Annotated in this window: 21 protein-coding genes; 20 read left to right on the top strand and 1 reads right to left on the bottom strand. The window is 34.8% G+C overall.

The window, feature by feature from the left end; genetic code table 11:
* Window positions 1–58: 58 nt before the first annotated feature.
* Window positions 59–898, bottom strand: coding sequence for a dihydropteroate synthase (gene folP / locus H4O20_RS06655; protein ID WP_260402645.1), 840 nt, complete (start codon window positions 896–898; stop codon window positions 59–61).
* A 54-nt stretch (window positions 899–952) separates the two neighbouring features.
* On the opposite strand from folP, the gene H4O20_RS06660 reads away from it, so the two are divergent.
* From H4O20_RS06660 to H4O20_RS06755, 20 genes are all read left to right on the top strand, one after another.
* A complete protein-coding gene (locus H4O20_RS06660) occupies window positions 953–1,492 on the top strand; it encodes a DUF1599 domain-containing protein (protein WP_185098673.1) in 540 nt (179 codons plus the stop codon).
* A gap of 51 nt (window positions 1,493–1,543) precedes the next feature.
* Window positions 1,544–1,888 (top strand): four helix bundle protein, encoded by a 345-nt coding sequence (locus H4O20_RS06665; RefSeq protein ID WP_185098674.1) that lies wholly within the window; start codon window positions 1,544–1,546, stop codon window positions 1,886–1,888.
* A gap of 156 nt (window positions 1,889–2,044) precedes the next feature.
* A complete protein-coding gene (locus H4O20_RS06670; RefSeq protein WP_185098675.1) occupies window positions 2,045–3,760 on the top strand; it encodes a BT_3928 family protein in 1,716 nt (571 codons plus the stop codon).
* Window positions 3,760–4,836: an ABC transporter permease gene (locus H4O20_RS06675; protein WP_185098676.1), complete on the top strand. Its 1,077-nt coding sequence runs from the start codon at window positions 3,760–3,762 to the stop codon at window positions 4,834–4,836. The genes H4O20_RS06670 and H4O20_RS06675 overlap by 1 nt, the downstream gene beginning before the upstream one ends.
* A 104-nt stretch (window positions 4,837–4,940) precedes the next feature.
* A complete protein-coding gene (tpiA, locus tag H4O20_RS06680; protein WP_185098677.1) occupies window positions 4,941–5,696 on the top strand; it encodes a triose-phosphate isomerase in 756 nt (251 codons plus the stop codon).
* A gap of 125 nt (window positions 5,697–5,821) precedes the next feature.
* Entirely contained in the window at window positions 5,822–6,793 is a 972-nt protein-coding gene (locus H4O20_RS06685) for a glycosyltransferase family 2 protein (RefSeq protein ID WP_185098678.1), read from the top strand.
* A complete protein-coding gene (locus H4O20_RS06690) occupies window positions 6,793–7,584 on the top strand; it encodes a glycosyltransferase (RefSeq protein ID WP_185098679.1) in 792 nt (263 codons plus the stop codon). The genes H4O20_RS06685 and H4O20_RS06690 overlap by 1 nt, the downstream gene beginning before the upstream one ends.
* A 56-nt stretch (window positions 7,585–7,640) precedes the next feature.
* Window positions 7,641–7,865, top strand: a complete 225-nt coding sequence (locus H4O20_RS06695; RefSeq protein WP_221442746.1) for a hypothetical protein — start codon at window positions 7,641–7,643, stop codon at window positions 7,863–7,865.
* Complete coding sequence (locus H4O20_RS06700; protein WP_185098681.1) at window positions 7,862–8,986, top strand: polysaccharide pyruvyl transferase family protein; 1,125 nt, start codon at window positions 7,862–7,864, stop codon at window positions 8,984–8,986. Before H4O20_RS06695 ends, H4O20_RS06700 begins: the two co-directional genes overlap by 4 nt.
* Window position 8,987: 1 nt before the next feature.
* Window positions 8,988–10,118: a glycosyltransferase family 4 protein gene (locus H4O20_RS06705; protein ID WP_185098682.1), complete on the top strand. Its 1,131-nt coding sequence runs from the start codon at window positions 8,988–8,990 to the stop codon at window positions 10,116–10,118.
* A gap of 68 nt (window positions 10,119–10,186) precedes the next feature.
* On the top strand, window positions 10,187–11,263 hold the full coding sequence (locus tag H4O20_RS06710; protein WP_185098683.1) for a glycosyltransferase: 1,077 nt from the start codon (window positions 10,187–10,189) through the stop codon (window positions 11,261–11,263).
* A 3-nt stretch (window positions 11,264–11,266) separates the two neighbouring features.
* On the top strand, window positions 11,267–12,283 hold the full coding sequence (locus H4O20_RS15330) for a glycosyltransferase family 4 protein (protein ID WP_185098684.1): 1,017 nt from the start codon (window positions 11,267–11,269) through the stop codon (window positions 12,281–12,283).
* A gap of 12 nt (window positions 12,284–12,295) precedes the next feature.
* Window positions 12,296–13,522, top strand: a complete 1,227-nt coding sequence (locus H4O20_RS06720; protein ID WP_185098685.1) for a glycosyltransferase family 4 protein — start codon at window positions 12,296–12,298, stop codon at window positions 13,520–13,522.
* 31 nt (window positions 13,523–13,553) lie between these two features.
* A complete protein-coding gene (locus H4O20_RS06725) occupies window positions 13,554–13,937 on the top strand; it encodes a GxxExxY protein (RefSeq protein WP_185098686.1) in 384 nt (127 codons plus the stop codon).
* Window positions 13,938–14,007: 70 nt separating this feature from the next.
* Window positions 14,008–15,402 carry an asparagine synthase-related protein gene (locus H4O20_RS06730; RefSeq protein ID WP_185098687.1) on the top strand — a complete coding sequence of 465 codons (1,395 nt, stop codon included), beginning with the start codon at window positions 14,008–14,010 and terminating at the stop codon, window positions 15,400–15,402.
* Window positions 15,403–15,574: 172 nt separating this feature from the next.
* Complete coding sequence (asnB, locus tag H4O20_RS06735) at window positions 15,575–17,410, top strand: asparagine synthase (glutamine-hydrolyzing) (protein WP_185098688.1); 1,836 nt, start codon at window positions 15,575–15,577, stop codon at window positions 17,408–17,410.
* Window positions 17,407–18,531, top strand: a complete 1,125-nt coding sequence (locus H4O20_RS06740; RefSeq protein ID WP_185098689.1) for a glycosyltransferase — start codon at window positions 17,407–17,409, stop codon at window positions 18,529–18,531. Before asnB ends, H4O20_RS06740 begins: the two co-directional genes overlap by 4 nt.
* The gene (locus H4O20_RS06745; protein ID WP_185098690.1) at window positions 18,532–19,734 is read left to right on the top strand and encodes a glycosyltransferase family 4 protein; all 1,203 of its coding nucleotides are present in this window, start codon (window positions 18,532–18,534) and stop codon (window positions 19,732–19,734) included. It begins immediately after the preceding gene.
* A gap of 247 nt (window positions 19,735–19,981) precedes the next feature.
* Window positions 19,982–20,824, top strand: coding sequence for an FkbM family methyltransferase (locus tag H4O20_RS06750; protein WP_185098691.1), 843 nt, complete (start codon window positions 19,982–19,984; stop codon window positions 20,822–20,824).
* Window positions 20,824–22,161 carry a glycosyltransferase family A protein gene (locus H4O20_RS06755; RefSeq protein WP_185098692.1) on the top strand — a complete coding sequence of 446 codons (1,338 nt, stop codon included), beginning with the start codon at window positions 20,824–20,826 and terminating at the stop codon, window positions 22,159–22,161. Before H4O20_RS06750 ends, H4O20_RS06755 begins: the two co-directional genes overlap by 1 nt.
* Window positions 22,162–22,374: the final 213 nt, after the last annotated feature.

The raw sequence follows: 22,374 nt of genomic DNA on the forward strand, positions 1-22,374 counted from the left end.
AAAGTTAGAAAATTTATAATACTTCATTACAGAAAACCTGGATAATTTTGTCTAATTATCAGTAATGTTCAACTCCATTAATTGCACACCAAAGCTTTACACATTCCACAGCTTCTTTCACATCGTGAACTCTTAAAATAGAAGCTCCTTTCATAAGTGAAAAGGTATTTACAAAAGTAGTCCCGTTCAAGGCATGTTCTGGAGTGGTGTCTAGCGTTTTGTAAATAAAAGATTTTCTAGAAACTCCCGATAAAAGTGGAATTTCGAGGTTTTGGAAAAGTTCAAGGTTGTTTAAAACTTCAAAATTTTGCTCTCGTGTTTTTGCAAATCCAAATCCAGGGTCGGAAATCACATCGTTTATACCTTCTGCACGAGCTAAGGCAATTTTTGACGCAAGGTCTTTTATAACTTCAATAGTTACATTTTCATAATCGGTAAGTGAACTCATTGTTTTAGGAGTACCCCGCATATGCATTAAAATATAAGGCACTTTTAATTTTCCTACCATAGAGTACATTTCTGAATCTAAAGTTCCACCAGAAACGTCGTTTACTATTGCGGCTCCTGCTTCAACGGCTTTTTTTGCTACTTCACTTCGGAAAGTATCCACTGAAATTAATGCTTCAGGAAACTTCTTAAGGATAAGGGTTATTGCTTCGGTAACTCTTTTAATTTCTTCAGCTTCTGTAACTTCATTTGCACCAGGTCGGGTGCTGTAACCGCCTATGTCTAAAAATGTTGCGCCATCCGAAAGCATTTTTTCGGCTTGACTTAAAATATCGTTTTCAGTAGTCGTTTTTCCACCGTCATAAAACGAATCGGTAGTAACGTTTATAATTCCCATTACTTTTGGGATGGTAAGATCTATGAGCTTGCCGCGGCAATTAAGGGTCTGCAATTTTCTAAATTGATTTATTTACCCGAAATTTACGCAAAATCTTACAATTTACGAATGGCAAAGACATCAAAACAATACAGCGAACAAGTAGAAAAATGTAGGGAGCTGTTTATCAATAAAATGCACGACTACGGAAGTGCATGGCGAATTCTTCGACTTCCTTCACTTACTGATCAAATTTTTATTAAAGCACAACGCATTCGCGGATTACAAGAAAATAAAGAACAAAAAATTGCCGAAGGTCAAACGAGTGAGTTTATTGGAATTGTAAATTACTCGATTATGGCGCTTATCCAACTTGAAAAAGGTGTTGTAGATCAACCCGATTTATTAGTAGATGAGGCTGTAAAACTTTACGACAAACACATTGCCGAAACCAAACAACTGATGATGGACAAAAATCACGATTATGGCGAAGCTTGGCGTGATATGAGAGTGAGTTCGTTAACTGATTTGATTCTTCAAAAATTACTTCGCGTAAAACAAATTGAAAACAATAGCGGGAAAACTTTAGTATCTGAAGGGATTGATGCTAATTATCAGGATATGATAAATTATGCAATTTTTGCGCTAATTCATTTAAATGAAAATTAGCAAAAATTGCATAATTTAAATACCAAAAACTAAAAATCTAAATTCCAAAAAGTGGGTGCAAAATATGATTTAGAAGAAAGAACTTTTCAATTTGCAAATGAATGCCGTATACTCGTTAAATCTTTAAAGTATACAACGGCAAATGTTGAAGATGGTAAACAATTGATTAAATCGTCGGGTTCTGTTGGAGCTAATTATATTGAAGCGAATGAAAAACTAGGTGATAGAGATTTTGTATTTAGATTAAAGATAGCTAGAAAGGAAGCTAAAGAATCTAGATATTGGTTACGACTATTAAAGGAAGCGAATCCAGGTATTATGGAATTTAAAAAGTTAATTAATGAATCTGAAGAAATAACAAAAATATTATCTACAATAATTAAAAAGTTTGAGTAGAGATAAATTTAATCTTAAGCAAAAATTTTAAAATAATTTAGTTTTGGAATTTGGTGCTTAAAATTTTGGATTTTATTTGTTTAAGATATAATGATATTAATTAAGAAAACAAATTTTATATATATATCTAAAGTTAATTTAATTAAAATAAAGTAAATGAAAATATTAGTTGGAATATCTAGAGTATTGGTTGGAGCCTTGTTTATTATAAGCGGCTTGGTGAAACTTAACGATCCTATTGGGTTTGCTTTTAAACTACAAGACTACTTTGCCCCAGACGTTTTAGACCTTGGGTTTTTGGTGCCTTATTCATTACTAATTGCAATTTTCGTTGTGATTTTTGAGGTGCTAGTAGGTGTAGCGCTTCTCTTAGGGTATTTAAAAAAGTTTACGCTATGGGCATTAATGCTAATGATAGTGTTTTTCACTTTTCTTACCTTTTATTCGGCTTATTTCAACAAAGTAACAGATTGTGGATGTTTTGGAGATGCAATTCCTTTAACTCCTTGGGAATCGTTTTACAAAGACATTATTCTTTTAGTTCTAATTATAATTCTTTTTATAGGGCGTAAATACATCAAACCATTTTTTGCTGAAGGCACGCGTAGCATCATCATTTTCGCAACTTTTGTAGGGTGTATGGCCATTACTTATCACGTATTACAACACCTTCCCATTATTGACTTCAGACCTTATAAAATTGGTGCAAATATTAAGGATGGAATGACTGTTCCAGAAGGTGCTCCAGGTCCTATTTATGAATATAAATGGACTTTTAATATTAATGGTGAAGAAAAAACTATCGTTACAAACGGGGAATACCCACAGGTTGATGGAGAATTAGTGAATACTGAAACTAAAATGATTCAGGAAGGTTATGTACCGCCAATTCACGACTTTACTATGGAAAGAAATGGCGAAGACTTTACCGATCAGTTCTTAAATGAAGAAAATCTTATTGTAATTGTAGCTTATAGCTTGACAAACACTGAAAAAGACGGTTATATTTCTGTAAAAGAAATTACAGATAGAGCTATTAAAAACGGTTATAATGTAATTGGACTATCTGCTTCTTCACAAGAAATGACTGAAAGCTTAACAGATACTTACAAACTAAACTTCAAGTTTTATTTCTGCGATGAAACTACCTTAAAGACTATTGTAAGAAGTAATCCAGGAATCTTAGAATTGGATAAGGGAACGATAAAGCAAAAACTTCATTGGAATGACGCTCATAAGTTAGACTTACCTGTAGTTGAAAATTCAAAACCTAAATTGGATTTATCATTAAAACAGCGACTTGATAGCATAGGAAACTTAGATCAAAAATACAGACGCCTAATGCAAACTAGATCTTTGGAAGAAAGAAAGCAACTTGGTGAAAGTATGGGATTGACTGAAGCTGAATACAGCGGCGATCTTTCAGAAATGCAAAAGGTTTTGGATAGCGTTAATATGATTTTTGTAGAGAAATATTTTATTGAAAAAGGATATCCAGGTAAATCAGTAGTGGGAGAGGAGTCTAGTTTAGTAGCTTGGAATGTACTTCAGCATAATCCTGATAAAATCCCAAATTATTTACCACTTGTAAAAAAAGCAGCTGATGCAGGTGAAATTCCGAAGACCGCTGCAGCTATGATGGAAGACAGGTATTTAATGCTAGAAGGGAAACCACAAGTTTACGGTACTCAGGGAATGAGCTATGACGATGCAAGAGGTTCTTTTATTTGGCCTATCGAAAAGCCTGAAACTGTTAATGAACGAAGAAAAGAAGCTGGTTTTACAGAAACGATAGAAGAGTATGCAAAAATTCTTTTTGGAGACGACTTTATCTACGAGGTTAAAACGATGGACCAAATAAATCAAGGTTAGTGGTAAAGTATATTCTTCAAAAGTTGGGTTATGCAGTATTGACACTTTTTGGGGTTGTTACTGTTATATTCCTACTTTTCACAATACTTCCTGGTGATCCAGCAAGAATGATGTTGGGTCAAAATGAAACCGCCGAACAAGTTGCAATCGTTAAAAAGAAATACGGTTTCGATCAACCTGTTTCTGTTCAATATGTACGGTATTTAAACGATTTATCACCCGTTTCATTTCACAGTAATAATCCTGATGATTATACATTTCTAAAAAAAGGAAAGTACAATGCTACTCATTTGTTCAACGTAGGAAATACAAGTGTTGTAATTAAAACGCCTTATTTACGCGAATCTTTTCAAAAAAATGGAAAAGAAGTAAGTCAGGTAATTGCTGAAACCCTCCCAAATACCTTTATACTTGCAGTTTCAGCCATTGTAATTGCAATTCTTATCGGAGTGCTTTTGGGAATTATTTCAGTGTTGTTCAAGGATGGATTTATCGATAAGATGATTCAATTGGTAAGCACTTTAGGAATGAGTGTCCCTTCGTTTTTTAGTGCGATTATATTCGCTTGGATTTTCGGGTTTCTACTACACGAATACACAAACTTAAATATGACAGGAAGCTTGTATGAAGTTGACGATTTTGGAAATGGTAAATACATTCAGTGGAAAAATTTGATTTTACCTGCCGTAGTATTAGGTATTCGCCCACTTGCAGTTGTTAGTCAGTTAATGCGAAATTCCTTGTTGGAAGTTTTAAATCAAGACTACATACGCACTGCAAAGGCTAAAGGACTTTCGTTTTATCAAATCATTAAACGCCACGCTTTAAAAAACTCACTAAACCCGGTAGTTACGGCTATTTCTGGTTGGTTTGCTTCTATGCTCGCAGGAGCTGTTTTCGTGGAATACATCTTTGGCTGGAACGGATTAGGAAAAGAAATTGTAAACGCTTTAAACACCTTAGATTTACCCGTAATAATGGGCGCAGTATTAGTAATTGCGACATTGTTTATAATAATCAATATTTTTGTAGATATAATTTACGGCTGGCTAGACCCGAAAATTAGTAGACAGTAGATAATTATGAATTATGAATGCAGAATTATGAATTTAGAAATTTGAATTAAACTTAAAAAATAGTTTTACCAAAAGAAAATACAAAACACCAAACATATACGATAATGAGAAAGAAAATAGTAGCTGGGAATTGGAAAATGAATAATGATTTAGCACAGACTGAAACATTTTTAGTAGATCTTAAAAAACAAGTTTTTCCAGAAGATGTGACGGTAATGATAGCCCCTCCTTTTACCAATTTAAGTCACGCATTTACTTCTATGCGCGAACATCCTGTATCGATTGCTGCTCAAAATATGCATCAAAGTGAAGAAGGTGCTTTTACAGGTGAGGTGTCGGCAAAAATGCTTAAAAGCGTTGGAGTAAGCACTGTTATATTAGGTCATAGTGAGCGTCGTGCTTATTTTAATGAAGATAGCCAGTTGCTAGCAGAAAAAGTAAATACAGCTTTAAAAAATGAAATGACTGTAATTTTCTGTATAGGAGAGGAGCTTGAAGATAGAAAAAGCGGAAATCATTTTAATCTAGTAAAAAATCAACTTACAGAAGGACTCTTCCATGTTTCTAGTGGAGCTTGGGAGAATATTATTATAGCCTACGAACCAGTTTGGGCTATTGGCACAGGAGAAACTGCTAGTCCAGAGCAAGCACAAGAAATACATAAGTTTATTAGAGAAACTATAGAGGAAAAGTATTCAAAAGATATCGCAGATAAAGTTTCAATTTTATATGGAGGTAGTGTAAAACCTAATAATGCTGTTGAAATTTTCTCTCAAGCCGATGTTGATGGCGGACTAATTGGAGGTGCAGCTTTAAAAGTAGATAGCTTTATGGATATTGTTAATGCATTTGAGGGATAACCGCCTTCGAATTTAGTTTAAAATTTATGCCTCAAGTTTTAAAACAGATGTTTTAGAATTTGAGGCTTTTATTTTGTTGCTTAGCTTAACCTTTTTCTTATTTTTGATAATAAACAGTTTAAACCTTGCCAAGTTCCAATCCCTTAGTTTCTATTATTATTCCAACCTATAATCGCGCGCACCTTATTGGTGAAACGCTAGACTCGGTATTGGCACAAACTTACCAAAACTGGGAGTGTATTGTGGTGGATGATGGGAGTACGGATAATACTGACGAGGTGATGGCAGCATATATGGCTAAAGACGCCCGTTTCCAATATCACCACAGACCTAAAGATAGATTGCCTGGAGGAAATGCAGCGCGGAATTATGGGTTTGAGGTGAGTAAAGGGGAGTATATTCAGTGGTTTGATGATGATGATGTAATGTTAATAGATTTTTTGTCATCTCGGTTACTAATGTTTTCAACTACAATTGAAGTGGTAATTGGTTCAGGATTAATAGTTGATTCTTTATTGAATTTAAAGAGACAGGTAAACCTTGTAAGACCATCAAATCTATACAAACAGTATGCACTTTGGAAGTTTGAGATATATACAAAGTCAGTTTTATTTAAAAGGAATATTTTAAAAAAATATAGTTTTGATGAAACATTAGTTAGGGGGCAAGAAACTGATTTTTTTTCGAGAATTTTTTATGATATTAATGAGAGTCAATATGCTGTTTTAAATAAACCTATTTATTTATATAGGCAACATGATGGAACAAAAACAGAGAAAAGTAAAAATTATGATTCGAAAATAATTTTATCTATAGCCAAAAATCACTTAAGAAGTCTTGAGCGGGCTATGAAGTTAGGAGATAGAGAGTTGATGAACTATTCATATAAAAAAATCTTGAAATTATTAAATACTGCTTTAAAAAAGTCAGATAGAGATAACTGCATATTTATTTTGCATGAGATGAAATTCTTGCTTAAACCCAATAACAACTTATTGTATTATAAGATTTTGGTTTATAGTAAAATAGGTGGATTAAACAAATGGTTCTATAGCAAGATTTTTTTACATTTAAAATATAACCTACCTAAATTATAATGGCTATACCAAAGATAATTCACTATTGTTGGTTTGGAGGCAAAGATTTTCCTCAAACGGAACAATCTTGTATTGCTACCTGGAAAAAAATACTACCTGATTATAAATTAATGTTATGGAATGAAGAAAATACCATACTTGAAATTCCCTTTGTAAAGTTTGCTTTCGAGAATAAACAATGGGCATATGTTTCTGATTATGTAAGATTAAAATGCCTATACGATTATGGTGGTGTATATTTAGACACAGATATGTATGTAGTTAGAAGCTTTAATAGCTTTATGGATGAAATTTGCTTTTTTGGTTCAGAAAGTTCTAGTAGAATTAGTTGTGGGATTATTGGAGCAGAAAAACATAATGAATTCATAAAAAAATGTCTAGAATATTATGAAAATTTAAATGATTTCGGATTAGATGATTTCAAAATGCCCATAACTAAGATAGTTACTCAGATTTTTCGAGAATATTATAATTATAATGAAGGTTTTTCGAATACGGTTAGAAAAGATGGAGTTACTATTTATCGCCCAGAATTTTTCTATCCTATTCCTTATAATGAATATAAGCGACCCTTAGATAGGAATTATGAGGAGTATTCTAAAGAGAATACTTTCGCAATACACTTATGGTCAGGTTCTTGGCAAAAAATTAATGAATTTCAGCTTTTAACTAATAAGAAGTACTTTAAAGCTATATTGAATATATTGAAAAAAGCACATAAGAAGGATGTTTTTAAAAAAAAATACTTGAAAAAGCTTTTAAAAGCCTATAAATTGTCAAGGCATTCATGATGAGTGAATAAGAAAGTGTAATAGGGTTTAGTAATTGACAGTCTATTGACGAAGTTATGTATCTTCACTTTATCAACTGGAAACGAACGATGAAATATTCTGAAGTGAATTATACCGATCAGCCAGAGGAATTCTATATAAGCTATAATGGAATGCATTATAAACCTCACTCTAGTATTAATAAAGTAATGAATAATATTAAGAATGTGTTTTTTGGGTATTATGCTATCCTTTTTAGGAAGCGAATTTTAAAGGAATTTAAGAAAAAAATAAAACCTTGAAGAAGTTAAGATATTATTTAGATCAGTTAATAGCCGAGATACGTTATCTGCCGAAAAATATAGGTTATCTCTTTACAAAAAAGAGAAAAGCAGTATATATTGGGTGTACTGGACATAGTAATTTAGGTGATGAGGGTGTTTTTATTGCAATACAAGGACTTTTAAAAGAAAAAATATATTTATATCCTATTTCCTATGTGAAGCCTAGTTCGGGTAAGTATTTGAGAAGTTGGTTGTTCAAAGCTCCTGATTTAATTATACTCGGAGGTGGTACTATTATTAAGAAAAGTAAAAAAGAAAGTTATCTTAAATTACTCACTGAATATCACTTTAAATTTCCTAACGCAGAGCTTGTAGTTTTTGGCTCAGGAGTTGCAGACCCTGAATTAGCTCATCAAATTGGTTTCCCTTCAGACGCTCAAGATTGGAAGGTAGTCTTAGATAAGTGCCTATTTATAGGGGTAAGAGGTGAATTGTCTAAGATTATATTGAGAGATTCATGGGCAGTGAAACCTGAAATAAGCATCATTCATGATCCTGCGATATATTTTAAGCGTCACAACTTAAAATTAAAAGACAAACAAAAAAAGATTGCTGTTAATTTCTGTAATATAATTGGAAGAATTTATGGATTAAATCAAAAACATCTGGAAAGTTTTGCAGTAGAATTAGTTAGTTCACTTTTGTCAGAAGGCTGGAAAGTTTTCCTATATCCAACGGCAAAGAGTGATATACCATACATGAAAAACTTTTTAGGATCAGAAATAGTATCTCAAGTTCGTATATATGAGAACTATAAGAATTTAGAACAATCCCTGAGCTTTATGGAAAGTATAGATGTATTTGTTGGTCAACGCCTTCATTCTATCATTTTCGCCGCAATTACATATACCCCATTTTATGCTATAGAGTATGAGTCTAAAACTACTGATTTCCTCATGAGTTTAGGGGTTGAAGGGGTATCAAAAAGAACAGACCAATTAGAAGTTGATAAGGTCTTAAAAAGTATTAATATATTATATTCAAGTCTTGAAGCTAAGCAAAGTGAATTATTTCAACTTGTCGGGAATGCTTATACACAGCAAAACTCTATTGCAAGAGAATTTTTAAAACAATTTTGATTTGAAAACCATCTCCCTTCTCCATCCATTTTCCGCTCAAGCCATTGGCCTTAAAGAGAATGATCTTTACTATTCACATAGTAAGCCTCAGGAAAGGGCTATGCTAAAAATGCAAGAGGAAGGGTATAAGGTATCTATTAGTTATTTTACCGGACATATTTATCCATATTCAAAAACGATTAACGGCATCAAAAAAATCTTCTGGCCTGTTACAAGTCCGTTGTTGAGAGATAGGCACAAGTGGCGTAAACAGCATTCTTGGTTTCATTGTTTTGGATCTTATTTTAGTGCTCCAGATCTAACTATTATTAATATGTCTGGACACGGGAGTAAGTATTGCTTTAAGTTAGCAAAACTCCTTCGACAAAAAAAGAAGCCATACGTAGCGATGATAGGAGGAATTCACCTTTCTACAGAAGGAGAGGCAAAAGAGTACTTTCAGAATGTGCATCATATCATAGTTCATACTGAAGTGCAAAAGCGGCAAATGTTACAAATGGAAACTTTTAGTAATTTGCAATTTCAGGTAATGCCATTAGGAATAGACATTGAAACCTTTTCTCCACGTCAGAGAAATAATCAGAATATAGAATTGCTTTTTGTAGGACGAATTACCCGCCTTAAGCAAATAGAATTATGCTTAGAAGCTGTTTCATATTTATTGAAAAATCAAGGTAGGAATGTTAAACTTAGAGTAGTTGGCCCTGTTAGCGATGATAGTTACTTTACAGAATTGAAAACAATGGCTACAAAATTGAAAATTATAGATAACATTGATTTTGTTGGTATGGTAGCTCATGAGTATTTGGTTTCTTATTTTCAAAAGGCAGATTTACTTCTGTTGCCAAGCGCACATGAGTCTTTCGGAATGGTAATGATTGAGGCTATGGCATGTGGAGCACCCGTTGTAGCCCTTAAAGGTGCAGGTGGGCCAGATGAAATTGTAGAGAATAATGTCAACGGTATACTAACTACTAAAGAAAGTTTCTCAAACAGGATATTAGAGTTTGTGCAGTCTGAAGACAAACAAAGTAACATGAGGTATAATGCTAGAAAAATGGTAGAGCAAAAATGGAGTTTGGAGCAAACGGAGTTGGCTATGCGTAGTTCTATAAATAGGGTCTTTAGTTAAAGAGAAAAATGGAATCACCATATACTGTTATAATACACACCCCACAGGAACTTAACCATTCTTCCTATGTGCAAACTGGTTTGTTTGAATTGGCTCATGCAGGGCTTATTAATGTGAAAGTCAAGCTTTCTTTAAAGAAAAATAGTGGAACTTTTTCTGTTGATACTAATGGAAATGTATTAGATGAAAATCGACCGTTTCCAAAAGCGTCTTATTATACGTTAATTGATTCTACTACTAATAAGAAAATATTTTTCGCGACAGATCTATATGATAGTGCTGTGAAATTTTCTAAGACTGGATTAGAGCATTGTGACTTTTATTTTAAAAGAAATTTTGAAGCACGTTATATTGTCACTATAAAGGATAGAGCCAATGCTAAGATATATAATCTAGGGATGACTTTCGGAACACATTCCGAGTTTAAACATAGTAGGCTGAAATTTTTATTTGGGCTTTATGCTAGTAACTTACTATTAAATTTTAAAAAAGATAGGGATATTCTTAACCGTTTACTGAAAACTATTAGGGCCCAAAAAAGACACTGGGAGTTTATTAAAACAACAAGGAATATTAGCCGTTTTGAGGCTTTTAATGAAGATACAAACAACACTATATTGTTTCAGACAAGAACCTTCCTTCATGAAAATGACTTAGACGTAAAACAAATCCATCAGCAGCGATATCGAATAATTAAATTACTACGAAAAGAATTTCCTAATCGATTTTTAGGAGGCTTTGTGCCTTCTAAAATATCAGAAGAGCTTTATGGTGATGCTTTAACGAATGTGCCAACAGCACCTGAAGAATATTTAGATGCGATTAAAAAAGCTGGAATTGTGGTTTATACCCGTGGGTTAGTAAACTCTCCGGCTTGGAAGATGTCTGAATATCTTTCACAAGGAAAGGTTATAATAGCAGAACCTCTAACTGCGGAACTACCTGTGCCGTTAACTGAAGGTAAAGAGGTGCTATATTTCCACAATGATAAAGAGTTGGTGGAGAAAATAAAGTTGGTTTCAGAGGATAAAGCACTTGCGGAAAAGTTATCTGTAAATGCACGAGCCTATTTTGAAAAACATGTTCATCCTGTTCAAAATGTAAAGCGTATCTTAGAGTTGATGCTTAATAAACCTCTTGACTAAGCTGTGAATAGAATATTTGTCCATCATCGTTCCTCTCATCATGCCAAAAATTCTGGTTATGGAAAGTTAATCGATTATATCGACGGTGAAGTTGTATATGGAAAATCAGGCTTTCCGTATCGGCTTGCAAAGTTCATAGCACAAATACATTCGCAAAAAGCAGGGATATATAATTCTAGTAGCGTGCTAAAGGCTATAGAGTTATACAAATTGCTTAAGAAGCAAAAGGGTGAAAAAACTATAGTTCATTTTTTAAATGGAGAACGTGATATCAGACACTTAGGTTTTTTTAAAAAAAGATTCCCAAACACCTCTTTCTATGCCACTTTTCACAAACCGCCAAGTGTGCTTAAATCTACTATTACAGATAATAGTTCGCTAAAGCAGTTAGATGGAGCGATTGCTGTTGGAGCAAATCAGGTAGAGTTTTTAAAGCAGTGGTTGGATTTAGACAAAGTAGAATATATACCTCACGGAGTTGACACCGATTTTTTTAAGCCTAATTTAGATTTAAAGAAAAAGAATACACTCCTATTTGTCGGTCAGCATTTAAGGGATTTTGAAACGTTTAATAATACTATTCCAAAACTTGCAGAAAAAATAAAAGACTTAAAGGTTAATGTAGTATTGCATCCAGGGTATGTTTCTAAAATTGAAGCACATCCTAATGTAGAGATTTTTACAAAAGTAGATGATAATAGACTATTAAGATTTTATCAAGAAGCTACTGCCCTATATTTACCCATGTTTGACAGCACGGCTTGTAATTCGATTCTTGAGGCAACGGCATGTGGACTACCAGTAATAACAAGTAGAGTAGGAGGAAATATGGCGTATTTGGAAAATACAGACAGTATTTTGGTTGAAAAGGGAGATGAAAACACTTTAATAAATAATACAGTTAGATTGCTAAATGATGAAACGAGACTAAACCAATTGGGTGTTTTGTCAAGGGTGGAAAGCAAAAGCTTGAAATGGAAGGAAGTATCACTACAAATAGAAAGATTCTATACTGCTTAAATACATCGTGTTTTGTTTAGACCTTTAAAAATCATCATCTTCGACGGCAGTTTTAAAACCACAGCCTTTATCAATCGCTTAGCAAAGGGATTGGCTAAACGGAATGAGGTGTACATCCTTGGGTTTAATGAGGAGTTGAAGCAGAAGGTTAAAGGTGTTCATTATATGCCCTTAGGCAGTAATCAAGGTAAGTTTCGATTTGTAAAAACTTCTTTAGGATATGCTTTAAAATCAGGCTCTATAAAGAAAATAGCTTCGGCGATTAAAAACTTATTTCAAGGTAATAAGAAGCAACTTCAAGAGCAGAACCTCAGTTTTGTTCTAAACACTATTAATCCAGACATTATTCATCTACAGTGGCCGTCTGTAATTTCATGGTTTGAAGAAACACTACAAGAACAAAAAACACCATTGGTTCTTAGTCAGCGTGGGTTTCATAATAATGTAAGGCCGTTTGTGGTGCCTGAGAACTTTAACTACCTGAAACATTGGTATCCTAAGATTGCGGGGTTTCATTCGGTGTCTAAGGATTTAGTTGCTAATGGCGATAAAATTTGGTCTTCTCCTTCGAAGTTAAACCACGTAGTTTATACGGGACTCCCTTTAAGCGAGTTCTTGTTTTCTTCTCAATATGAGCGTACACAACCACTTCAACTGCTTTCTGTTGGGAGAACTCATTGGAAAAAGGGGTATGACTATGCGCTCCAAACATGCCGAATATTAAAAGAAAAACACTTTCCTTTTCACTATACCATTATCGGTGGTGCTGGGGATGAGGAGCTTCAGTTTTTAATTTCAGATTTAGGGCTGCAGGATTGTGTTAGTTTAATGGGGCGACTACCACAGAAAGAGGTTTTTAGAATGATGGGGGAGGCTTCCTTGTTGCTTATGCCAAGTGTGGAGGAAGGAGTGCCTAATGTGGCGGTAGAGGCTATGGCGCTCGGGATTCCGGTGTTGAGTACTGATTGTGGGGGTGTTCCTGAGTTGATTGAGGATGGTGTAGAGGGGTGGGTAGTGCCCATTCGTGATCCGGAGGCTATGGCGGAAGGGGTGATGAGGTTTAGTGGGTTGTCTGTGGAGGAGATTGAGAAGGTGAGACTAGCTGCTCGGAAGAAGGTGGAGAGGCAGCATAGTGAGGAAGGGATGATTGAGGGAATGGAAAGGCTGTATTTTGAAGTACTGGGGAGGTTTCACGCAGGGGACGCTGAGAGTAGCGCAGAGGGCGCAGAGGGGAAATAATTGTATATTAGTCTTTTCAATTTGAATTGATATGGAAATTAATGCCATTACAGGAAAGATAATCGATACGGCTTTCAAACTACATTCTGCGCTGGGGCCGGGATTATTAGAAAACGTATATGAAAAATGTCTCGAAATGGATCTTAGGGAAGCTGGACTCGAGGTAGAATCACAAGTTGGAGTGCCATTAAAATATAAAAATTTTGCGTTTGATACAGGCTATCGATTGGATTTGTTGGTTGAAAAAACTGTCATTATCGAAGTTAAATCGGTAGAGATTTTAGCTCCTGTTCATTATTCTCAATTGATTACTTATTTGAAACTATATAATAAACCAGTAGGGTTGCTGATTAACTTTAATTCCAAATATTTGAAGGATGGTCTTCATCGATTGGTTAATAACTTTAATGAATGATTCGAAAACTATCTTCGACCTCTGCGTGTCCTCCGCGTTCTCTGCGTGAACTCTAAAAGCCAAAATCTCAATGAAAACCATAAAAACCTCAATACTTCCTACCCATCCTCAACACGTAAAAATCCGTGCCTCACACGAGCTGGATAAAAAGGCCATTTGCATATTTGCAGCCACTAGTTATTTCCTCGGCACAGACACCTATTGGAAAGATGAGAAAGTACTTCCTCCCGGAACATTCAACACCATCGACGATGAAGGATATTGGGTAGATAGTAAGCCATGGTTTGAATGGTATTACAAGCCTCGGGATATTTCCTTTGACCAAGCAGTTGAGGAATTTACGGACTTGTTTCATATCATTTGCAAGGAACAAGCAGGGGATAGAACCGTATTGCTTCCTCTTTCAGGAGGATTGGATAGCAGAACACAAGCAGTTGCCTACTCCAAACTAAACAACCCCGTGATTTCCTATAGTTATTCGTTTCACAACGGTTATAAAGAAGGCGCGATTTCAAGTCAAATTGCTAAAGAATTAGGATATGAGTACCGAGATATGACCATTCCTAATGGTTATCTGTGGGATAAGGTGGATGAATTGGCCAAGCTGTTAAAGTACGGCACTGAATTTACCCATCCCCGACAAATGGCGGTTATTGATGAGTTTAGAAAAATGGATGGCGTATTTACTTTAGGGCATTGGGGCGATGTGCTTTTTGATGCCGTAGCACCTAAAGATCTAACGGAAGAGGATGTCGAAGAATGGATATTAAAGAAGATTATAGTAAAAGGTGGGCAAGAGTTGGCCGAAGCTCTATGGAAAGAATGGGAGTTGGAAGGAGAGTTTATGGAATATCTAAGGCAACGCACCAAGGAAATATGGAGCGGACTTAAAATAGACGATGTAGGTGCCAAAGCGCGTGCGTATTATAGCAGTACTCGCGCAGTGCGATGGACTAATCTAGGATTTGCTATTTTTGAAGCCACAAACCCTATTGAAGCTCCTTATTACGACAATAGGATGGCGGAATTTATCTGTGGTATACCAGAAGAGTACTTAGCCGATAGAAAAATACAGATAGCCTATTTAAAAAACCAAAGCCCTGAAGTGGCGAAGATTACTTGGCAAGCTCAAAGGCCGTATAACCTCTACGATTATCATAAAAACAAGGTTCCACATAATTTACCGTATCGCATTGTAGATAAAGCAAAGCGTGTTGTTAATGCAAAGATGGGAAAACCTTTAATTCAGCGTAACTGGGAGCTACAGTTTTTGGGAATGGAAAATGATGAAAAGCTTCAAGGGCATCTCTTTGACAAAAACTTACATCCCTTCCTACCAAAAGAGTTGATTACACGGTTCTACAATAAGTTTAGCACTGATGATCGGGTTAAATATTCGCATCCAGTGAGTATGTTGTTAGTCTTAGCGCTGTGGTATAAGGAAAAAGATAAATTAAATAAATAGGTAGTTTCCTGAGTGTTTTCTTGAGTTCGGTAGCGCAAAAGAAAATATAACGAAGGAATGTTGCATACATTAGCGGTGTGGTATAGGAGAAAAGATGAATTAAATATATATTCAGAAACCTTGTATTGAAGAGGTTAAGGCTAATAAGAGAATTAAATTTTAAAAGAAAACAATGTGTGGATTCTTAGTAGAATATTCACCTAAAGGTAAAAGTCAATTAGATAAACATGGTTTTATAACCTTGCTTAATAAATCAAAATTTAGAGGACCTGATTCTCAAGGTTATCTTTCTAATGACTATAACTTACAAATGGGGTTTAACAGGTTGGCAATCTTAGAGCTGTCGGAAGCAGGAGAACAGCCTATTAAAAGTCATGATGGCAGATATAATATTGTGTTTAATGGAGAAGTATACAACCATCAAGTATTAAGGAATCGACTAGGTTTTTTGAATTACAGAGGGTTAAGTGATTCAGAAACTATAGCAGCTTGTCTAGTAGAGTGGGGTGTGATGAAAACTGTTAAGGAACTTAATGGTATGTTTTCTATTGTAATTTATGATACGCTGGAAAAGGAAATATACTTGGTGAGAGACTATGCCGGAATTAAGCCATTATTCTATGGTTGGGATGGTAAAACATTGGTTGCCGCTAGTCAATATGATCAAGTTTGCACTCATCCAACTTATATCGAAAAGTCATTAGATTCTCAAGTGTTTAAACTGTATTTAGAGCAGCATTTTATGCCTGCTCCATTTGGTTTGTATAATGATACTTTTCAAGTAAAGCCTGGTGAAATAGTTTCATTCAAAAAGAATGGGAGTATAAATAAAATTAGATATTGGGAACTCTCTACAGATGTAGATTACTCTATAAGCAATAAAAAAGATGCTTTACCCTTTATAGAGGAAACACTGTCTAATTCAGTACAGAGTCAGTTAATATCTGATGTCCCTTTAGGAGCCTTTTTGTCTGGAGGTGTTGACTCAAGCTTGGTTACTTCATTTGTAAAAGAATACAAAGACAAACCTAAAGTATTTACCATTGGTTCAGATAGTAAAACACATGATGAATCGGAAAGAGCAAGGCAGTTTGCCAAGGCTTTAGAAGTGCAACAAGAAATATGGCATCTGTCTGCAAACGAGGTAGTGGGTTTTTGGGATGAAGCAATGGGGGCTTTACATGAACCTTTGGCTGATTTTAGTATTTTGCCGACCTATTTAGTTTCTAAGCTTGCTAAAAAGGAAGTAGATGTAGCTCTTAGTGGAGATGGAGGTGATGAGTTGTTTTTTGGATATGAAAGGTTTTGGAGTATAGGTAAAAATATTAATTATCAACATTTCCCAAGTATTATCAGAAAGGCTATTTATGGGTTTGATAAATATGCTACTTCTAATAAAAGAGTGAATAGTGTGCTACTGTCACCTTCTCAAGGTAGAGCACAACAAGGACTACACTCCCGATTTAGGAAATCGTGGTTGGACGAGGTTTCTCCAAGCCTTTCAGAAGTTACTTTACCTGAAGACTACAATGTTTATCAATATGAGAATACCAAAGATATAAGGCAGTTGTTATGTAATATGCGGCATGCTGAATTTTATGGGATGATGCAGAAAACCCTACGTAAAGTAGATTTAGCTAGTATGCAGAATAGTTTGGAGGTAAGAGTGCCGTTTTTAGATAAAAACATGATTGAAGCTTCTTTAAAGGTTGATCCTTTATTAAGTTATGGAGGAGGTAGACAAAAGCAACTTTTAAAAGATTTGCTTTCAAAACGCATTCCTTCTGTTAAAGAGGAAACTAAGAAAAAAGGGTTCTCCATTCCATTATCAGGCTGGTTGCGTCAGGATTTAAGAGAAGTGGTAAGAGAGCGATTAATGGATTCAGACCTATCTAAGTTTGGCCTTGAAAAAAAAGGTGTTGAAAAAATGTTGCAGCATCATTTTGAAGGAAAGGGAGATTTAAAATGGCCGATTTTCACGCTATATGCTTTAACACAATTTAAATGAAAAGAATAAGAATATTATTTACGATTCCTAATTTTGATACTGCAGGCAGTGGAAGAGCACTTTTGAATATAGCACTTGCATTAGATGAAAATCGTTTTGAATCTCATATTCTCTGCAGCCATGATCGAGGCGACTTTTTCCAAGTTGTAAAGAATTCTGGTATTCCTGTTCATGTTTTTGAATATATTCCTGATGAGCGGCCAATTTCTCAATTGCTTATGAACTGTTATAAAGTTTCTAGGAAAATAAAAAAAATAAACCCTGATATCGTACATAGCTTTCATTATGCTGCTAGTTATGGTGAGGCTTTAGCCGCTCGTTTGTCTGGTGCAAAGTGGGTGTTTACTAAAAAGAATATGAGCTGGGGGGGCGGATCGAAAAACGCTTGGAAAGTACGTTCATTTTTAGCAAACAAAATTGCAGTTCAAAACACTGACATGCAAAAAGAATTTTATCCTACGTCGAAGAAAACTGTTCTTATTCCACGAGGAGTAGTAATAGATAAATTCAAAGCATCTCAACCACTGCCACAAATAAGAGAACAGATGGAGACAAAGACAAATGAGCGGGTATTAATTTGCGTCGCTAATTTTGTTCCTGTTAAGGGAATTGAAACTTTAATAAATGCTTTTGTTTCTATAGCTCATCAGTTTCCTGATTGGGTGCTGTGGTTAGTAGGAGATGATAAAAACGAGTATGGGCAATTACTCCATAAGTTAGTCGCAAATTTAAATTATGAGTCTAAAATAAAGTTTTCAGGAAAGCAAATGAATGTTGTTGATTATTTAAATCATGCTGAAATATTCGTGTTGCCCACTTTAGATAAAGGAGAAGGGTCTCCTGTATCGATGCTTGAAGCAATGGCGAATTCCAAAGTGGTTTTAGGCTCCCGAGTTCCTGGTATTAAAGATCATTTGAAAGAATTTCCAGAGCATCTCTTTACACCTAAAGATGAAATTGATTTAGCAGAAAAGTTAACTAAATTAATGAAGAAAGATAGAAAAGAACTAAAGCAGTTAGGGTTGGCCTTTCTAAGACCTGTGACAGAAAATTATTCAATTGAAAAGGAAGTAGAGGGACATGAACAACTTTACTTATCTTGCATTAAAAACAATCAATAAATGCGTATAGGTTTAGTTCTTTCCACAACTCCTGGCTATTCCGAGACGTTCTTCCGTTCCAAGATTAAAGGACTTCAGGAGAATGGAGTAGAGGTATACTTGTTTTGCCAGAATAAGAATGATGACTTTACACTTTGTCCCGTTATAGTTAGCCCGAGGGTAAGTAAGAATCCATTCCTGCAATTATATTTTTTTATAAAAGAGTTTGTGTTGCTTTTACCATACGTATCCACGGTAGTACGATATGTGAAACTGGAGCGAGTTGAAGGAACGGGATGGGGGCAAGTTTTTAAGAAACTATATCTCAACGCTCATTTACTTAAAGCAAAGCTTGATTGGTTACACTTTGGGTTTGCTACTATGGCGCTTGGGAGCGAAACTGTAGCTAGGACGATAGGTGCAAAAATGGCGGTGAGTTTTCGAGGGTTTGATATTGCTGTATATCCCGTTAAGCATCCTAATTGCTATAGGCTTCTATGGAAGTATGTGGATAAGGTACACACTATTTCCGACGACCTTCTAAATCTTGCTTTAAAACACGGGCTTTCTAAAGATGTGCCTGTAGAAAAAATTACACCTGCTATCGATGTTAATGTGTTTAAAACCTCTAAAAAGGATGTGCATAAACTCGATGTTCCAGTTTTTATGACAACGGGGCGTCTTCACTGGAAAAAAGGATTGGTGGCTACTTTAGAAGCTTTAGCTATACTTAAAGAAGAAGCAGTTGACTTTACTTACAAGATAATTGGTGAAGGAAAAGAATATGAACGCATAGCTTTTGCAGCCTATCAGCTTGTGCTTAAAGATCGCGTTCAGTTTTTAGGGAAATTGCCGCATGCTGAGGTGAAGAGGGAATTGGAAGAAGCTAGTATTTATATTCAATACAGTATTCAAGAAGGGTTTTGCAATGCTGTGTTAGAAGCGCAGGCCATGGGGAAACTATGTATTGTGAGTAATGCCGAAGGGTTGACTGAAAATGTTTTGCATGGTAAAACGGGGTGGGTAGTGCCTAAATATTCGCCTTATCTTTTGGCAGAACAAATTAAGAAAGTACTTTTAATGGCAGATCATGAGAAATCAAAAATAACTCAAAATGCTGAGAATCGAGTGAGAGAAGAGTTTAATGTGCAGAAACAGCAAAGGGAGTTTTTGGAGTTTTATAGGGTAACCACAGAGAGTGCAGAAATGTCACAGAGCGTCTAAAGAACTTCTCTGTGAACTTAGTACTTACTTGGTGTACTTTGTGGTTGAAAAGAAGTTAAATATTATAATTTAAGAAAAATTAAATTGAAATTATACTACCCAAAATCTCATTATGATAAATCTTCAAGAGTACAGTTATTTTCTTTTTTGAAGCTTTTTATAATAAAGAGATGATATAGAAATTCAGTATGACAAAAGAAAATTATAAGAAATATGTTAACTCTACTTGGTTTTAAAAAAATGCTTAATGATAAATAAATTCGTTTTAAGGTTGTACTCAACTTTATCCCCACAAATTAGAAATAGAATAGGTCGGTCAAAATTATTAAAACCTATAAGGGATATTGTTCTTAGATCTAACGGAACTTATAAACAGGTTAAAGTTTTAGTCAAAAGGAAATATTTAGAATATGAGACAGAGTTTGCCTTTATTGCTTCAATTAAGGTTGCATCAAAAGCTAAGAATAGGGGAATTGAGAATACAATTTTGCATAACTCCATTAATCTTATTAAAACATATAAAACAAAGGAAAATAATGCTATAGTTTTAGATGTAGGAGCTAATTTTGGATATTTAAGTTTAGTTTGGGCAAATTCAATTTCACTCCAAGGAAAGGTTATTGCATTTGAACCTAACTTAAAAGTGTATAATAGTTTTGATAATTCAATTAAGATTAACAAACTAGAAGAAAGAATTTTATTAAATAATTTAGCTGTTGGGAGTAAAAATCGTAATGTTGAATTATTTTCAGATTCCACTTCCTCTAACATTTTGCAATCTCAAAGTAAAAACAGACGAAGTACAACAATAGAAATGGTTTCTCTTGATTCTTTTTGCAACAGAATAGGATTAAACCAATGTGATTTAGTTAAAATAGATGTTGATGGTATAGAGTTAGATATTTTAAAAGGTGCTGATAAATTAATTGAAATCTGTAATCCTATCTTTATTGTGGAAACTAATGATGATAATAAGCTAATTGACTTTTTTCTTAAACGGAATTATCAAATTTTGGATATGAAATTAAATCCATTCAATTTACCCAACACACTACCTCAAAATATCTTTTGCATTCCAAAAATTAATTGATGTTCTTTAATCTACTTAAAATTCTCCAACCCACTCACTACTTCCAGCTTTACAAAAAGGACGGGAGTTCTGTTTTTCCTATTCCTGATAAGTTACCAAAAGAAATTCTTGATAGGTTGGAGCCTGATATTAGTTTTAAATGTGAGAATGCAAAGGAATATGATCTGTCTTGGCAAGCCGTTAATAAAGGCTATATAGGCAATGCTGAAACTTATACTTCGTTTCACAAACTCTCGATAGTAGATGAATATCGCTTTCTGCGTAAGTATTTTCACCCTGTATGGGTGCTCTATGTACTGCTACTTCGCATTTTGAGTTTTAAGAATCTGTTTAAAGAGATTTACGCCTATAGAAAAACGAAGCAGGTTGTGAGAAGTAGCTATTTAAAGTCTCCTATAAAACATGATGGATGGACGTCTTTTAACGCTAATTTGATTACTGAAAATCCCATGATTAGTGTGGTGATTCCAACATTAAACCGCTATGAGTATTTAAAAGATGTATTAGAAGATTTAGAGAAGCAGGACTATAAAAACTTTGAGGTCATAGTAGTGGATCAATCTGCTCCTTATCGAGAAGATTTCTATAAAGACTTTAAGTTGGATATTCAGCTATTTTATCAGGAGGAAAGAGCATTATGGTTGGCACGTAATAACGCCATAAAGAGTTCGAAGGGAGAATACATTCTTTTGTTTGATGATGACAGTAGAGTAGAACCCAACTGGATTTCTAATCATCTAAAGTGCCTGGATTTCTTTGGTGCTGATATTTCCTCGGGAGTATCCTTGTCTGTAGAGGGAGCTGAAATACCTGAAAACTACTCTTTCTTTTGTATATCGAGTCAGTTAGATACAGGTAATGTCTTATTGAAAAAGGAAATTTTTTGTGCTATTGGTTTATTCGATAGGCAATTTGAAAAACAACGAATGGGCGATGGTGAGTTTGGGTTGAGAGCTTATTTAAATGGTTTTAAAAACATATCCAATCCACATGCAAGTCGTGTACACCTAAAAGTAGGTTCTGGAGGTCTTCGTGAAATGGGAAGTTGGGATGCTTTTCGCCCTAAAAACCTCTTAGCACCGCGTCCGATACCTAGTGTATTATATTATTTCAGAAAACACTTTGGTCGCAAAAGAACGGTATTGGCACTTTTTAAAAGTGTACCGCTATCAATAATTCCATACCGCTATAAGAAAAACAAAAAAATGCTAATCCTGGGTGCGTTAATTTCTGTATTTCTATTACCCTTTATAATAATTCAAGTAATAATATCCTGGCGATTGGCATCGAAGAAACTTAGAGAAGGGGAGATGATTGAGAGGTTAGATGTGAGATGATAGACGTGGGACGTGAGATGTGCGACGTGAGAGGTGAGACTTGAGACTTGAGAATCTAGACTCTAGACTCTAGACTCTAGACTCTAGATGCATGTACGTCTCTGATATAGGTTGACCACTTAACGAGTGAAAACCTATGAAAGCAAATGTACGGAGTATTCGCAAGCAGCGTAAATACTCAATTGAATTTAAAAAAAGGATTGTTGCAGATTT

It is taken from the genome of Aequorivita sp. 609 (assembly GCF_014212065.1).
Classification (GTDB): Bacteria; Bacteroidota; Bacteroidia; order Flavobacteriales; family Flavobacteriaceae; genus Aequorivita; species Aequorivita sinensis.